9 protein-coding genes are annotated in these 16383 nt (G+C 66.5%); 6 read left to right on the forward strand and 3 right to left on the reverse strand.

The window, feature by feature from the left end:
• Positions 1–68 precede the first annotated feature (68 nt).
• From OU994_RS12965 to OU994_RS12980, 4 genes are read left to right on the forward strand one after another with little or no spacing between them, the layout of a single operon-like run.
• Positions 69–1469, forward strand: a complete 1401-nt coding sequence (locus OU994_RS12965) for a hypothetical protein (RefSeq protein WP_281611065.1) — start codon at positions 69–71, stop codon at positions 1467–1469.
• A complete protein-coding gene (locus OU994_RS12970; protein ID WP_281611066.1) occupies positions 1466–2881 on the forward strand; it encodes a serine protease in 1416 nt (471 codons plus the stop codon). The genes OU994_RS12965 and OU994_RS12970 overlap by 4 nt, the downstream gene beginning before the upstream one ends.
• The gene (locus tag OU994_RS12975; protein WP_281611067.1) at positions 2874–3884 is read left to right on the forward strand and encodes a MoxR family ATPase; all 1011 of its coding nucleotides are present in this window, start codon (positions 2874–2876) and stop codon (positions 3882–3884) included. The genes OU994_RS12970 and OU994_RS12975 overlap by 8 nt, the downstream gene beginning before the upstream one ends.
• A gap of 36 nt (positions 3885–3920) precedes the next feature.
• Positions 3921–7382: an OmpA family protein gene (locus OU994_RS12980; protein WP_281611068.1), complete on the forward strand. Its 3462-nt coding sequence runs from the start codon at positions 3921–3923 to the stop codon at positions 7380–7382.
• Positions 7383–7598: 216 nt separating this feature from the next.
• Here OU994_RS12980 and OU994_RS12985 read toward each other — a convergent pair whose 3' ends face one another.
• Together OU994_RS12985 and groEL are read right to left on the reverse strand one after the other, a co-directional pair.
• Positions 7599–9074: a triacylglycerol lipase gene (locus OU994_RS12985; RefSeq protein WP_281611069.1), complete on the reverse strand. Its 1476-nt coding sequence runs from the start codon at positions 9072–9074 to the stop codon at positions 7599–7601.
• Between the two features lie 14 nt (positions 9075–9088).
• Positions 9089–12787: a chaperonin GroEL gene (gene groEL / locus OU994_RS12990; protein ID WP_281611070.1), complete on the reverse strand. Its 3699-nt coding sequence runs from the start codon at positions 12785–12787 to the stop codon at positions 9089–9091.
• Between the two features lie 201 nt (positions 12788–12988).
• Here groEL and OU994_RS12995 point away from each other — a divergent pair, with 201 nt between their 5' ends.
• Positions 12989–13144 (forward strand): sigma factor-like helix-turn-helix DNA-binding protein, encoded by a 156-nt coding sequence (locus OU994_RS12995; protein ID WP_281611071.1) that lies wholly within the window; start codon positions 12989–12991, stop codon positions 13142–13144.
• 183 nt (positions 13145–13327) lie between these two features.
• Positions 13328–15307 (forward strand): choice-of-anchor Q domain-containing protein, encoded by a 1980-nt coding sequence (locus tag OU994_RS13000; protein WP_281611072.1) that lies wholly within the window; start codon positions 13328–13330, stop codon positions 15305–15307.
• A gap of 127 nt (positions 15308–15434) precedes the next feature.
• Here OU994_RS13000 and OU994_RS13005 read toward each other — a convergent pair whose 3' ends face one another.
• A complete protein-coding gene (locus OU994_RS13005; RefSeq protein WP_281611073.1) occupies positions 15435–16325 on the reverse strand; it encodes a sialate O-acetylesterase in 891 nt (296 codons plus the stop codon).
• Positions 16326–16383 lie beyond the last annotated feature (58 nt).

The following is a 16383-nucleotide window of genomic DNA, read 5'->3' on the forward strand; positions in this document are numbered from 1 at the left end:
GTTCGTCGCGGTCACGCGTGCACGTGCGGCCACGGCAGCGCCGCTGTCCACCTGGAGGGGAGAGAACGATGCGTCATCTGGTTCACGTGATCTCGGATTTGCACCTCGGGGGCGCGGCCGCCGCTGCCGATGGCGCGCCATCGTTCCAGATGTGTCCGCCCACGACGCATGCATTGCTGGCCGCATTCATCGACCGCGTGCCGAAAGCCACGCCAGACGAGGACAGTCACCTCGTCGTCGCCGGCGACATCGTCGATTTTCTTGCTGAAGTGCCCTTTGCGCCCTTTACGCCGGATCCCGCCGACGCCTGCGAAAAACTGGCGCGCATCCTCGCCGGCACGGCGGTCGTGTGGGAGGCGCTGGCCCGTTTTACGACGGTGCGAGGCGGTGCCTTGACGCTCATGCTGGGCAACCACGATATCGAACTGTCCCTGCCCGGGGTGCGCGAGATGCTCCTGGCACGCCTGCCCGGGCCCCGCGTGCGCTTCATCTACGACAACGAGGCGTTCACGCTGGGTCCGCTGCTGGTCGAACACGGCAACCGCTTCGATCCATGGAACGCCGTGCCGCACGATGCGCTGCGCCGGGTGCGTTCGCAGCTGTCGCGTCACGCCGTCGTCACCCCGGCGTTTCCGGCGCTGCCGGGCAGCCGCATGGTCATCGATGTCATCAACCCGCTGAAGCAGCAATATCCATTCATCGATCTGCTCAAGCCTGAAACAGCGGCCGCGCTGCCGATCGCCGCCGCGCTGGGCGGCGTGGGACTGCAGCAGGCATGGGGCGCCTTCGGGCAGTTCCGTGCCAGCCAGGCGGTCGATTATGACGAGGACAGCGCCGAGCCGCTGGCGAACAATTTCATCAACGCGAACCGCAACGACGACGGCGCGCTGTGGCTGGCGGCGCAGCAGATCGCCCAGGGCGGGGACACGGGCCGGATCGCCGCGCCGGGCGACTTGCTGGGCAAGGGCATTGCCGCGGTAACGGAGCGGGTACGGGCCGCCCGCCTCGATGCCGTATTCGCCGCGTTCCGCTCGCTGGCGCGGCTGCGCCGGATGCACCGGGAAGCGTTCGCGGTGGACAGCGAAACGGAAAGCTACCTGAAGCCCGCAAGGCATGCCGCCCGGGCCGGCTTCAAGGCAATCGTCTATGGCCACACCCATCTGGCCAAGCGTGTGCTCCTGGAACGCGGCGCGCTGTACCTGAACACGGGCACCTGGGCCGACGTGATGTGCATCCCGGAAGGCATATGGGATGAGGACGAAGCGGCTGGCCGCAGCCTGTTTCGCGCCTTCGCGGCCGATCTCGGCGCCAGCGACCTGGCCAAATGGCGCCGCGCCATTCCCACTTATGGGCGCATCCGTCTCGACGGCGCGGACGTCATCAGCGCCGATGTGCTGTTCGCGGAAGGCGATGCGCCGGTCACGACCGAGGGACTGATGGCACGGCTGGCTGGCGGGGTGCCGGCATGAGCGGCCCGGACGTGGCCGAACGCCTGAAGCAGACGTGCGTGCTGTTCCAGGGCGACGATGGCAGCATCGGCAGCGGATACCTGGTCGCGCCCGGCCAGGCCGCCACCGCTGCCCATGTGCTGTCGTCCCGCACGGTGGGCGAAAGCTTCGAGGTGCTGGTGGGCTGGCCGCCATACCGCCGCCCGGCCACGGCCACGCTGCTGGGTGTCGACAAGGTGGCCGATGCCGCGGTGCTGGCTGTCACGGGCTGTGGCGACATCGAACCCTTGCCCGTGGGCCGGGCGAGAGGAGAGGATGCATGGCGCAGTTTCGGCTTTCCCGTCGCCATGTCCGCGGATCGCGCCAAAGTCAACGGCGTGTACCTCGCCGGCGAGATCATCGACATGTGCTATGCGGACTTCGACGGCACGCCGCAGATCGCCCTCTACAACCGCGAGGCGCTCACGAAAATGGACATGCGCGGCGCCTCCGGCGCACCGCTGGTGGTGGGCGGCGGCATCGTCGGCCACCTGGCGCAGCAGTACAGCGACCTCGACAACCTGGCCCAGTCGGTCGGTGGCCAGCTGAAGGCCTGTCCGATCGAGCCCGTACTGGCGCTGCTCCCGCCCGGCGTGCATGCGCGCCGCCTTCCCGCCGAGAAACCGGCGGCGGACGTCGATCTCGGCGAACTCGTGTCATGGTGCGACCGCGTGGAAGTGATGGACCAGCTGGATCCCTGGCTGCGCACGAAACAGGGCGGCGCGCGGCTGATGTGCATGGCCGGCCATGCCGACCACCGCTACGTCGAGCTGCTGACCCGTGTCGCCAGGCAGGTCAGCGAGCATCCGGTCCATCCAGTGCCGGCGGAAGCCTGCCATGTGTTCGAGGCCGTGGCGCTGGGAAGGCAGGCGCAATTCTGCCGAGGCGTGGAAGCTGCCATGAGTGCCCCGTACGAAAGCATGCATGAGTCTCCCAGTTTCAAGGGGAGCACCGGGCTGGTACTCCTGAGCCAATGCTGCGACTGGCCCGCGGGCCCTGCGCGGGAACTGGAAAAGCACCTGATGCTGATCGCCGGATGGCTGGCCGGGATGCAGCTGGAGCAGCGCCGGTTCGTCATGGTGCTGTCGCTGCGCTTCGAGGACCGCGCACTGCATGGCGAGGCCGCGGCCACGCTGGAAAAAACGGTGGCGCGGCTGAGGCGCAAGCATGCCGCACTGGACGCCGCGCTGCTGGGCGAGCCCGTCATCCTTGGCGATTACCGCGCCGGCCACGTGCGCAACTGGATCCGGCTGCCCTTCGTGAGGACGCGGCTGGGCCGCAATGCCGACCGCATCGAGGACGCGCTCGACGAGCAATTTCCGAACGAGACGTGGAACCCGTGGAAGCTGCAGCGCCTCGTGAAAAAATCGCTGGAAGGGGAGCGCAATGCCTGACCGTGAACTGGCCGAAGACTGGTACCTGCCCTCGAAGGAACTGGCCGCCGCGGCGGAAGTGGCGCTGGAGCTGGGCCAGCCACTGCTGCTCACGGGGGAGCCGGGCACGGGCAAGAGCACCTTTGCGCGCTACCTGGCCGGTCACCTCGCGCCGAAGTATCTCAGGCTGGCAGGCGTGGAAACGCCGGCGCGGCTGCCGCTGTACACGTTTGAAACCAAGTCGACCAGCGTGGCCACTGACCTGTTCTATCACTTCGACAGCCTGCGCCGCTTCCACGCCGTGCACGACAGCCGGATGAGCCCCGACAATCTCGACTACCTCACATTTGGCGCCCTGGGCCGCGCCATCCTCGAGTCGCTGCCGTGGGACGATGTGGCCGACCTTGTCGCCGATGCGGGTGAACACCACGGGCCGCGCCGCGCCGTCGTGCTGATCGACGAGGTGGACAAGGCGCCGCGCGATTTCCCGAACGATCTGCTCAACGAGATCGATGGCATGTTCTTCCGCATCCCTGAGCTGTCGCGCGGCGGCGCGCGGCAGGTGCGCAGCCTGTCCGCTCCCCGGCACCTGCGGCCCGTCGTCGTCCTCACCAGTAACAGCGAGAAGAACCTGCCGGCACCGTTCCTGCGCCGCTGCGTGTTCCACCACATTACCTTTCCCGACAAGGTCAACGATCCGGGCCGCCTGGCCGATATCGTCTACCGCAACCTGGCCATGTACCCGAGCCGCCTGGCCGACAGCGCGGTGCGCTTCTTCTACGACGTACGCGGGCTGGCGCTGGAGAAGAAGCCGACCACGGCGGAACTGGTGGACTGGATCCGCATCCTGCATGCGCGGGCCCGCTTTGCCGGCGGCATCGACGTGGATGCGCGCACGGTGTCCTCGCTGCCGCCGGGCTACCTCGGGGCCACGCTGGGCGTGATCGCCAAGACCGCCGCGGATCTTGCCGCGATCGAGGAGTTTGCGAAAAGCTGGCGCGATGAACAGGCCGCGACTCACTGAGCCAGTGTGCAGCCAGCGGGCGCGCGGACCGGTGTGATGGGCGCCGCCGCCACGCCACTAGTGCTGGGGCCGGGCGATCTCGCCGATCTCGCCTACAGGCTGCGCGCGGCCGGCATGCCGGTGCATGCCGGCCAGGTCATCGCCGCCACGCGCATGCTGGGCAGCGCGCAGCGGCTGCCGGCCATCGCCGACCTGGCGCCCTGGCTCGCACCGATTTTCTGTACCAATGCGCTGGAGCAGGAACAGTTCGCCAAGCATTACCGGAGCTGGCTGGAAAGCCTTGGCGTGGCGCCAATGGATGGCGCTGGGATTGGAACGAAAGACGACACGCCTCCCCCGAGACCAGAGCCGCCCTGGCGCAAGCGCTGGTGGCTGGCAGGCGTTCCACTGGCCTTGTTGCTGCTGGGCGCGCTCCTGCTTTGGCCTGATGAGGGCGAGCGGGACTCAGAAGGGACCCATCCGCCAGCAATCACCGAGCGGATCGGCCGCGCGCCACCCAGCATGCCGAGCACGATGCTGCCGCTCGACCTGCTGCCGGCCCAGTCCGCTCTCGCAGTAGGCCCGTCGCCCGATCCGGCGACCGCTCCCTGGAACCTGCTGCCGCGCATCGCCGCCAGCCTGGTCCTGCTCGGTGCGCTGTGCTGGTGGCTGTATAGCGCCGCGCGGCGCCGCGGGTTCCTGGAGCGGATGCCGGTGGACGACAGCAAGACGCGGCACGCGCTGGCAGCCAGCGGCACGCCGGCGCTGGCGGCCTACGCCAGCGCCTTGCGCTACCTGGGCCGCGAAATGCGCCGCCGCCGCGCCATGCCTTCACGCCAGCTCGATATCCACGCCACGCTGGCCGCCACGGTACGTGCCGGGGGGCTGCCAGCGCCTGTCTTCGGCAGCCTGGCCGAACCGGTGTATCTCGTGCTCGTCGAGCGCGCCGGCAAGGCCGATCACCAGGCCGCGCTGGGCGACGAGATTGCGCGGCTGTTGCACGGGCAGGGCGTGGCGGTGGAGCACTACGAATACGGCGGCGACCCCCGGTTCAGCCGGCACGTGCCGCTGGAAGGCACGTCGCCCCATCCGGGTACGCAAACGCTGGACGCACTGCAGGCGCGCCATCCGGATGCCCGGCTGATCGTTTTTTCGGACGGGAACGGGCTGATCGACCGCTACACGGGGGCGCCCGCGGCTTGGCTGCCCTGCCTGCTGGACTGGCCAACGGCGGTGCTGGTGACGCCACAGCCGGCCCGGCTGTGGGCGCGGCGCGAGTGGGCGCTGGCCCAGTCCGGCCTGGCGATCCTGCCCCTCGACGAGGAGGGCCTGCGCCAGCTCGGGCAGGTGCTGCAGGGGCACTCCCCGGTGGGTATCGCCCGCGCCGCCCGGCAGCGCCTGCGTCCCGCCTATTTGCGCGACATCGACCAGCTGCTGGACCGCCGGCCGCCGGACCAGGACATGCTGTACGAGGTGTTGCAAGACCTGGCACGGGACCTGGACAACGACGCCATGCAGTGGCTGGCGGCGTGCGCCGTGTATCCGGACATCCGCTGGGCCGTCACGCTCGCCGTGGGCGACAGCATCGCCGGGAATGCAGGGCGCGACGAGCGGTATGCGCAGCGCCTGGCGCAACTGGCCCGGTTGCCATGGCTGCGCAGGGGTTTCATGCCGGACTGGCTGCGTATCGCGCTGCTGGCGCGCCTGGGCCCTGTCACCGAGGAGACAGTGCGCGCCGCGCTGGACGAGTTCCTCACGTCCGTGAGGGCGGCCGGAGAACAGCACGCTTCCGTGCTGGAAATCGCCATCGACCCGCGCCGGCGTGCCTGGGATGACGTGCTGGCAGGCTTGCGGGCGTGGCGCCGCCTGCGCCGCCGGGATGAACGCCGCGTCGATGCAATCTTTTTGCACTTCATGGACGGGCCCCGTAAGGCCTTGGCGGTCGATGCCGCAACGGCGCTGATGCGCCTGCTTTACAAAGATGGACTGCCGCTGCGCGGTCCCCGCCCGTGGCTGCCATTGGCGGCGCTGGGGCTGGTTGCCGCCGCATTTTTCGCGCCTGCCGCGGACTGGTGGCCGCGGCAGGATGGCTTGCAGCGATTGCCCGCAGTGCCTGCGCTGATCGCTCTGGACGCTAACGCAAGACTGATGGCGGTAGCGGACAGCTTCGGGGGAGTAACTGTCAGAACGCTTCCTGAACGCATGGGCAGGCCTGCGGGAGCCTCGTGCGGTTACGGATTCATCGGCGGCCCTCTGGCGCTCGCCGCCGACAAGGTCGTCAGCTACGTGCATACCGAGACAGGGCGCCCGACCATCTCGTGGCTCGACGAGGATTGCAAGAAGATGTCGGTCGGCCCCGCATTCAATACCCATCTCGTCAGGGCGAATCCTTCCGGACTGGCGGTCATCCAACTGCTGGAGAGCGGCGCTTCCTTGCCGGGCCCGGCTCTGTGCCGGAAGATCGTGCGGCATTTTCATCTCGTTGCCGTGCCAAGCCTGGTCAATCGCCTCTTGCCTGAACCTGCCGGGCCGGCCGTGGCGTGCACGTTCGCGGACGACGGCACGCTGCTGATCGCTACCCGATCCGGCAGGCTGTACGAGTTCCCGATCGCCGACAAACCCGTGGAGGGCACCGAGCGCGGTGCCCTGCCGGACAGCGTGGCGACGGGCGGCACGCTCGCGATCAGCCGGCTGGGCGGGCCGATAGCCGTGGTGTCCACGGACGGCAAGGTATGGATCCAGAGTACGGACGGCGACTGGGCCGCGCTTGCCGTCACCGATGCCCGCCCGCCCATCGCCATCGGCCCGGCAGGCGAAACGGTCGCCTTCGGCAACGCGCGCAGAGAAGTAGAGGTATGGCGGGTTCCAGAACGCATCGATGCGCCGGTCGACAGAGATACCGGGCGCAGGCGCGCCCTGGATGCGGCAAGCACCGCAGTTCTCGCGCGGGCGCCCGCGGCGGTCAACAAACCGCCGGCGTTGGGGCCGGCCACGCCGCCGGCAGCGCCCGCCACGACGGCACCGGCGGAACAGGAACCGCCGGCGATCGCCGATCGGAACCCTGACCGTATCGTGGAACAGTCGGAAGCCGGGTCAAGAGTCGTACGCCTGAGCGTGTCGGTCTACTTCGAACCCGACAGCCTCCAGGTGACCGATACGAAGCCAATCGACTTGCTGCTGGCCCGGCTCAAGGACCTGCAAGTGCGGGAAATCACCCTCGCCGGGCATACCTGGAACCCAGGCTCGTCTGACTATCAGGCAATTGTGTCCGAGCGACTGGCAGCTTCCGTGATGAAATACCTGGTCGCCAACGGCGTCGACGCCTCGGTGATCACCACAGCGGGCAAGGGAGACAGCGAACCTGCCACCTCCGGCAAGACAGCGTCGCAACAGGCACTGAACCGGCGTGTTTCGATCGAGGTCACCGCCGTGCGGCGTGAACCGGCACAAGGCAATGCCATACCGTCGGCAACGCCACCGCAGCAACAGCAGCAACAACAACAACAGCAACAACAGTAACAGCAGCAAGCCCCGCAGCCACCGCCGCAGCAACAGGCGCCGGAACAACAGCAACAACAGCAGAAGGTCCCCTCCGCGCGAGCCTACTGAACTGGTCGCCAACGCCCACGGCAAAGATGCCGCCTGTGACGACCAGACGCCCGGTGGATCTCAATTACTCACTGCGCGTGGCGGTTCTCAGGACTTCACTCATTCATCAGCGGTGAACAGGCGCCTCTAAAGAATATGCAGGCGGTTAAATCCAGGAACCAGGCCGGTGTCCAGGCCGGCATCGAGGGCGGCCAATTCGTCCTCGGTGTAGTGACGCTCGTCCAGATAGCCAGGATCATCGCCCCGGGATTGCACACCTCGCGCTAGATGGCCGGCGGCTGGCAGCGGATCCGCCAGTGCCAGATGATCCGCCAGTGCGCCGCGTGAACTGATGGGCAGTTTCATCTGCTCTCCGTTCAGCCAGCGGAACACATCTTCATGAACGGCCGGGATCGACGGCAGAGCACCATGCTCGCCGCGGACGTAGCGGGTCTGCGCAACATACGGCAACTGTGCTGACGCCAGGGGAACGCGGCCGTCGCCATCGCGATGAGGATCGTCCGGTACGCGCTGGGTGATCTTTCTCGATCCAGCCAACGACTGCGGCCAGCCAGGCGTTTCGAGCCGAAACACGGTCTTGAAGCCGACGCCGGCGATGACCGCCATCCGGTCGCGGAATGCCTGGTCCAGCGCCACGTGTGCCGACCACAGGTCACGGTGGAACGTCGCGCTGCCATCGAGGACGCCCTGCAGCTTCGCGGTCTCATCCTGGCCGAGGGCGAGTTCCAGGTCTGTTGCGCGATAAGTGTCGAAGTCTAGGCAGGGATGCTGGTAGCGGTCAGCGGCGTTGGCCGGAATCCACCGATCGGCGCTTTCCGGCCGAGTACCGGGATAGATACCGCATGGCGCCGGCAGCAGCTCCAGCACGCCGCGCAGCGACCGGAACGCTGCTGGACTCAGGTAGCGCCCCAAGAGTGCCATGCCTTCCCAGCCCCAGAAGTGATGGCGTAAATACGAGGCAATCGCCGGTGCGCCGAAGTGGGGCGTACCGATAAACGCAATGCGTCCGATCTTCGGCCAAAGTTCCGCGCCATGCGCCATCAGCGTAGCGCGGATCAGCAACCCACCCATGCTGTGGGCGACCAGGTGCACCTTGCGCTGTCCATTGGACGCATGCATGCCCAGGATGGCATCACGCAGGCCGTCCGCCGCTCGCGACAATGACATGCGCCAGTCATATGGATACACGATGTGGCAGAAGTCGCCCCGCTCGAGAACAGCCGCGCGAAACGGTTCATAGCTCGGATCGGTGGTGACCGGCACCAGCGCATGACGTGGATTGCTGCTTTGTGTGCCTGCCGCATTCAGGCGAAGGTGTTCTATATGCTGCCGCGTGCGGACGTCGACCCACCATATGCCGCCCAGTTGTGTCGACATGAGCTGGCTTCCCATCACGCCGGGAATGAAGATCAGGTTGGGGGGCGGTCCTGCAAGATGGTCGCGTGCCGCCTTCACCACGCGGTGTGCGATCTGCTCATATTCCACGAACGCGTCTTCGCCGAGATGCGCGCGGATGGTGGCCGCGGAATCCTGCCCCAAAGCGAGGCGAGCGCGTTCCTCGATGGATCCGGTCTGGAATGCATGGGTGAAAGAATTTGCCATCGCATGATGCCTTGTTAATGGAAGGTCCAGACTTCGCGTTCGTCGGCCATGTAGATGTCGTGCTTGTTCACAAGGCAGTACAACAGTCCGCCCACGTTGCGATAGTGCGTCCACAGGAACATGCGTGCTTGCGCGACCGCCTCGCCGGCCGACACGGGCGCGTTGTCAACCTGGCGGAAAAAGAAGTGGAAGAAGACGGCGGCGAAGCGGCTGGCCAGCACGATCGGCACGTTTGCTTCGGTGCCGAGGAACGCGCGGCAGCCGCGTTGCTTGATGAAGGCCATTTCCAGCAAGTTCGCGATATAGGGATCGGCGGCCGACGTGGAGCAGGCATTGGCGAATACCAGGGGCCGGCCCGCAAACGGATGCTGGCCGATTTCAGTTTGCCTCAGCTCGTTCTCCTTGCCCGGCGTGTTGCTGAAACGAAGGACCAGTTCATCATTGCGCGCCCCGACGGTGCTGCGGCAGTAGAAATACAGGACCGCGACCGGATCCCGTTGGTCCGTGCCGAGCAGACGCGCGAGGCACGTTTTGGCTGCTTCATCCGCGCCGTCGGCAGGTACGAACAGCTGATTCGGCCATTGGCTCCAATGCTTGCGCTGCCAGCTCGACTCGGTGCCGGCAGAGTCGCCGCTTCCCCAATAGAGGCAGCGCGCGGCCTGCACGTCATGGGGGCGGCCCAAGGCTCCGGTGCTCGTTTCGGTTTCGTACGCTACATAGCCAATCCGGCAGTGCAGGCCAAGAAATTTCAGGGGATCGACCGGCTGGCCGGACACGGGCGCTTCCCGGTACATCAGCCCCCATGGCACATGCGCAGCCCATGATGAACCGCCACGGTCAAGCCAGTTGAAATTGACGCTGGCACCGGGTTCGAGCGCGTCCAGATTGATACGCAGTTCCGAACCCCGTGGAAAGAACAACTGGTACAGCGCGTGGCCGTGATAAGCCATGTCGAAAAGCCTGTCGTCCGTCGCGACCGCGTTCCATGCGGCGTCATGCGAAGGCGACGCCGTGTTGACGATGCCGTGCCAGTCCGCCATCAGACTACCGTCGGAGGCGTTCAGCGCACTCAGGCGTGATGCGAAATCCTCCGCAGGGAGATCGTCGAGATAACCGGAGTGTTCTTCGCGGAAGGCTTCCGCCGCGTTGCGCACCAGGTTCGCCAATGGCGCTACCTGCGCGTGCGCCGGCCAGCCGCAGACCATATTGGGTTCCCACAGCCTGCCTCCACTCGGCACACGGCCTTTCACATGGCATTCGCCATTGCCCAGCACCGTGATATCGAGAGTGCCCGGCGCAGTCATCCAGGCGGGCATGGGCTGCCGGAACAGCTCTGCGGAACGCCGATAGGTCATCTCGCTGCGGATGTGTGCCGCTGGTACCGGTGCTGTCGCTATGTTGATGTCATCGGCGAACAGGACGACTTGCAGTTGCCGATACAAAGAATCGTGCGCGTAAATCAGTATGTCGACGGTATGCTCTCCCTCACCGAGAAAGTTGCATTTCAGCTGGAAGACATGGCTGTTGCCTTGTTTTGGGATCACCAGCGAAAACCTGGCTTCACTCAGGTCCTTGCCACTCACGGTCAACCGCTGCGTCATCGCTCCCGGCGTCCAGGCCGTCAGCAGCACGGTGGCCGAGGTAATCACCCAATCCGTGGCCAGCCCCTCGATGGGAATATCGGTCGCTGGAATATGGACATTGTCACCCGCGGCGATGCTCGCCGGGTGCGCTTCGCCAACCATGAAATTCAGCACGAACTGCGACACGGGCGAGCCGTCCGTCCACACATTGATCCGTTTGTCCTCCGGGGGCGTATCCATCACCGGTGATGGAGCGGCCTTCGGGCCACCGCCATCTCCCTGCCCGCCCTCGAAGATGCTCGCCCCAGCTGACAGCGCCCGTAACGGGTGGCCGCCATCAGCCGCCGAGAGGGCGAACAGGTCGTGGTCGTCCTGCGTCCTGGAGAGGGCCGGAGGCCCTGCCAGACCGCCCCTATTGACGAAGAGCCGGGCAGGTTCCGGCAGTATGTACAGCTCTGGCGAGACCGCTGACCGGTGTAGGGGTAAATCCGGCGCCTCGCTTCGCCGGAGCAAGTGCCGGTTCAGGCCCGGCAGGCTCGCCCATGTCGACGCGCGTTTCGCAGAATTCCTGTTGTCGTCGACGAGCAGTGCGCACGCAAGCGATGCCGCGGCTTGCAGCGCCAGGCGAGGCGCTTCGGCGGCATCGATCACGCCCATTTCCAGCAGGTCGCCATACTGCCGGGTTCGCACGTTGTAGCCGAAGTTGCCGGTACCATGGACTACGCGCGCAAGTACCTGGGAAGGATCGGCGCCGGCATTCACAGCCAGCTGCGACAGCGGTGCCTCGAGGGCACGCATGACGATGTTGAAAGCTGCCTCCTGTTGCCAATTGCCGCGATGGCCCTGGACGCTCTGTCGCGCGCGTAACAATGCTGTTCCTCCACCGGGTACCACTCCTTCTGCCGAGGCCGCCCGCACGGCACGCAGTACGTTACGAAGGCGATCGAGGCGCAAGCCGGCATCGGCGTCGCCATGACTGCCGACCCTCAGCATGGCCACCTTGCCAGTCAACATGGCCGTGCGCCGTTTCCAAATTTCCCAGTCAAGGTGCGGGCCGGCCGACATGAGCCCTGCAAAAATTTCCCTGAGGTGCTGGTTGATCCGGTCGGAATTTCCGCCACCACCGATGATGACGGTCTGGTGCTCGTTGACTTCGACCAGCCGAGCCTGCCCCAAGTCATCGATGGTCAGCGTATCGAGCGTTACCGGGCCATCAGCCGTCGCCACTTTGCCACCAGTTGCGATCGCGATATCCTCGAGCCAGGTCTTGCGCCTTTCACTATCGGAGGGGACAGCGATTGCGCAGATCCTCTCAAAATCGGCAGGACGGTGGTCGGTCAGGCCGGCAAGCGCCTGATCGCCTAACTCTGCGGCAACGATCAGCAGGGAACACCGGACTGTTCGAACCTGGACCAGCAGCGCGTGCAACTGCTGCGGATCGGCGATGCGCCCGTTATATAGCAGCACTCGAGGGTGTTCCAGGGAAACGATACGCCGCCGACGGTCTTCAATGAAGCGTGCGGACAGATAACCATGCTCCAGCAGGGATCCCGGGACGATGAGCATTTCGTCGTGCTGCCAGGTACCATCGTCGTCGATGGCGATACCGAACGGACCCTTTGGCTCGCGCATCTGTTCGAGCGCACGGGAGACAAGCCTGCCGAGTGCATCGTCGCTTCCCGCCGACGTGATGGCGACTTTGGCCATCTCGCCGATCGTGGGATGGATGGAGGCGATACGTTTCAGCTCCGCCACGATCGCCTGGGTGGCCAGTTCGATCCCTTGCCGCACTTCGCGTGGATGTGCGCCCGCGGCAAGCAACCGCATGCCTTCCTGGACGATGGCTTGCGCCAGCAGCGACGTGGTGGTTGCCCCATCGCCAACGGCATGCTGGACGCGGGTCGCGGAAGCGCGCAACAGCGCCGCGCCAACGGATTCGAAAGGATCGGCAGGCCGAACGCTCCGTGCGGCTGTCATGCCGTCGTTCGTCAGCGTGGACGCACCGGAGGGCAGGGTAGTCGGGACGGGTTCTCCCTCCGGGCCGAGGGTGCGCTTGATGGCGTCGACGACGGCCTGGACACCGCGGGCAATCTTCTTGCGCACTTCCGCGCTGATGTTCGAATGCGCCATGCACGCTCCCTGTTCCTGGACACTGCGGAATGCTGGTCATTCCCGGCCTGTAACGGATGAATCGTCCCGCTAGTATGCCCACCTTGCGCCACTTTCATCAATGGGGGTCTCGCGAAAAATGTGTGCCGTTACCATCGCCGGATTCGTCCCGCGGCTGCAATCGTGCCTGAGCTGCCTCGCGGAGCCGGGCGGCAACGCCTGGTGCACGCATCCGGCCGCGACCTGTCGCATGCGGAAATTGCCGAACGGATGCCGGTTCCTCCCGGCAGCGCCAAGCCATGGATACGGCGCGGGCTGCGCAAGCTGCGCCATTGCCTGGAGCAGGGGAAGTGCACCGGCACGCCTGACCGTGCCTGATACGCCACGCAAGGCCCCCGCGTCGCGGCGTGGCGCGACAAACTCATAACGACTTTCGAAACTATCGCAATAGCCATCAGGCTACGGCCGGATCAGTATTGCCATGCCTCTTCGCGGCAGTGCCGGATCCCTCCGCGCTTCCGGCCGCGTCCTCTGCGCAATCCATCCATCGAAAGGAATTTCATGAAACAAAGCAGCGTGTCCCTGGCGATTTCCCTGCTGTGCGGCCTGGCCGGTGCCTGCCAGCCAGCGCTGGCCTGGCAGGCGGGCAGCAGCGAGCCCGTCAATGTAGAACTCCCCGGTAGCGAATCCCCCAGCGGAGAGCCCTACAACGTGGCCGTGCGCAGCTATCCTGGTCCGCACCAGGCCTATCTCGCCTGGTCTAGCGATGCGGCGGACACCACGGGCTTCCGCATCGAACGCCGCGTGGCCGGCGAGATCGACTGGCAGCCGGTGGCCAGCATCGGCGCCGCCGCGCGCACCCATGTCGATACCGACCTGCGCCGCGAGACCGCCTTCCAGTACCGCATCGTCGGGCTGGGTGCGGAGGCGGCTGCCGGTGCGGCTTCCGCCCAGGTCGAGCTGGTCACGCCGGGCAGGTCCGCCACGAAACGCGACTACGACCGCGCCGCAGCGCCCCGCCGGCTGGCCGCGCAGCCGATGAACAGCCAGGAAATCATGCTGGAATGGCGCGATGTCACGCCCGACGAAAGCGGCTTCCGGATCGAGCGCCAGGAGGCCGGCACCGACTGGCGGGAGATCGCCGTGGTGGCGGCGGATACGCAGCTCTACCGGGACAGCGGCCTGCAGTCCGGCACGGCCTACCGGTACCGGATCAGCGCGCTGCGCGACAGCGGTGGCGTGATCCGTTCCGAAGTGGCGGCGACCACGCCTCCGCTCGATGTCCAGCAGGTGTTCTACGTGGATGCGCAATACGGCAACAATGCCAATCCCGGCACCGAGGACCGGCCGTTCGCCAGCATCCAGAAGGCCCATGACGTGATGGTGCCCGGCCAGACCGTCCTGGTGCGCCAGGGTACGTACGCCAATCCATGGAACTACACGGTGGTGATGATCAGGAATTCGGGCACCGAAGGGGCACCCATCACGTACCGCAATTATCCGGGCGAGCGGCCGCTGGTGAAGACCACCAAGGGCAAGAACCACCATGGCATCGAGGTGCGCGACGCGGCCCATATCGTCATCGACGGCTTCGAGGTGGAGGGCCACGTCAAGCAGGTGACCTACCAGGAGGCCAAGGAACAGAACGACCTGGCGCGCGCGTACGCGGCGATGACCCCGCCGAAATACATCGGCGCGATCGTCGATTCGAACGGCATCAGCCTGACCGGCAAGACGCTGAACAAGACCCACCACATCGTCATCCGCAACAACGTCGTGCGCGACACGCCAGGCGGCGGCATCGCGGCCAACTTCACCGATTACGTCACGATCGACAGCAACCGTGTGTCAGGCACCAGCGCGTATTCGCCGTACGGTACCTCTGGCATCAGCTTCCTCACGCCGTACAACTTCGACGGGAACACCAGCGGCTACAAGCTGGTCGCCACGGGCAACGTGGTCTCCGGCGCCAGCAACCTTTTCCCGTGCAACTGTTTCGGCTTCCGGCAGCCCACCGACGGCAACGGCATCATCATCGACTCGTTCCTGAAGTACGCCTATGCCGGCCGCACGCTGGTCGCCAACAACATCGTCTTCGACAACGGCGGACGCGGCATCCACTCGCTCAATGTCCAGCACCTGGACGTGTTCAACAACACCACGTTCCAGAACAGCACCATCGAGATCACGGGCGAAGGCGAGATCTCGATGCAGAAGACGCGCTTCGCCCGCATCTGGAACAACATCATGGTGGCGCGCCCGGACCGTCCGGCCAACCGGTACTTCCAGTCGAGCGACATCGATTTCAGCCATAACATCGTCTACGGCGGCAACGGCTGGATCGAGACCGGCGGCGGCAACAACCGCGTCGGCGTCGATCCGCGCTTCGCGGCCACCGCCGGCCCGTCGGCGTTCCAGCTGGCTGCCGACAGCCCGGCGGTCGACACCGCCCATGCGGCCGGCGTACCGGCGACGGACGCGTACGGCGCGCCCCGGCCGCGCGGCGCGGCGGCGGATGTGGGGGCGGTGGAAAGCTTCTGAGCCGGTAAATCGCGTGCCGTCCGACGTGATGGGCGGCACGCAACCATCGGGCAGCCATGCGCCGCGTTGCCGTTCCTGCGGGGGAGCGGCGCTACCTCGACGCCCAACCTTCGCGTCGCTGTGGAATTCAGCGTGCCTCGTCCGTGAGGCGGGCAGGTGCCGCGCGCCAGTCACATGGTGCGGGTGCTGACTTGCTTTCCAATGATTGTCGCTCCAGTGCCTCCAGCGCGGCGGCATAGCGGCGCCCCATCTCGCGCTGCGAAGCCGCGTCGAAGTGAACGACGTCGCGCGTCGAATTGCCCGACAGGCCGTGGCTGCCGACGCAGGCACTGTGCGCCAGCGTGGCGGGAAGCTCGCGATTGACGTCGGCAATCCGCTGCAGGAAACGATCGGCCGCCAGGTGGGCCGGCACATACTGGCCGACGATGAAGGGCGTCGACGGGCCGGCGCCATCGATATGGCTGCGCAGGTAGGTGGCCAGCGCGACCAGTTCTGTGGCATAGGCCTCGGGGGCCATGCGGTTGCCGCCGTCCGTTTCACCCTGGTGCCACAGGATGGCGGCGAAACGCGCCGGCGCACCGCGGGCGCGTGCCGCCCGCATCGCGGCATTCGCGCGCGCCACCGCCTCGGCCGCCAGCGGCGAAACCGCCGCACCGGTGACGCGCCAGCTGCCGGCGTTGTCGCTGAAGCCCGTGCCGCCATAGGCCGCTGGCACGAGCACCAATTGCCGGCCAGTGCTGCCGCGCGCGAGGTAGGCCTGGCCGAACGAGATGCCCGGCCCGATCCGGACGGGGCGTTCGCCACGGTCTTGGTGCGGCAGCGGGTCGCTCGCCAGACGCAAGGTATTGGCCCGCGCATCCCACGCAAGCAGGCGTGGATCGGCCGGCGTGTCCGCCATCGGATCGGCGCCCAGGCCGCGGCCCGACATGTTCGACTGCCCGGCGAGCAGCACCACGTCGTACCCGGTGCCGGCGAACCGCGGAGGTGCTTCAGTGCAGCCCGTTGCAAGCAAGGTCAAGGGCAGGAGGAGGGCGTGCGGAAGGGGCGGGCGCAAACGCTGGCGCATGGCGGGCGGA

Source organism: Pseudoduganella sp. SL102 (genome assembly GCF_027856995.1).
In the GTDB taxonomy this organism is placed as follows: Bacteria; Pseudomonadota; Gammaproteobacteria; order Burkholderiales; family Burkholderiaceae_D; genus Rugamonas; species Rugamonas albidiflava.

Excerpts from the sequence above, each read along its gene's own strand:
- OU994_RS13000 (WP_281611072.1), top strand. The coding sequence starts at position 13,328 with ATGAAACAAAGCAGCGTGTCCCTGGCGATTTCCCTGCTGTGCGGCCTG.
- OU994_RS12970 (WP_281611066.1), top strand. The coding sequence starts at position 1,466 with ATGAGCGGCCCGGACGTGGCCGAACGCCTGAAGCAGACGTGCGTGCTG.
- OU994_RS12985 (WP_281611069.1), bottom strand. The coding sequence starts at position 9,074 with ATGGCAAATTCTTTCACCCATGCATTCCAGACCGGATCCATCGAGGAA.
- OU994_RS12980 (WP_281611068.1), top strand. The coding sequence starts at position 3,921 with ATGGGCGCCGCCGCCACGCCACTAGTGCTGGGGCCGGGCGATCTCGCC.
- groEL (WP_281611070.1), bottom strand. The coding sequence starts at position 12,787 with ATGGCGCATTCGAACATCAGCGCGGAAGTGCGCAAGAAGATTGCCCGC.
- OU994_RS12965 (WP_281611065.1), top strand. The coding sequence starts at position 69 with ATGCGTCATCTGGTTCACGTGATCTCGGATTTGCACCTCGGGGGCGCG.
- OU994_RS12975 (WP_281611067.1), top strand. The coding sequence starts at position 2,874 with ATGCCTGACCGTGAACTGGCCGAAGACTGGTACCTGCCCTCGAAGGAA.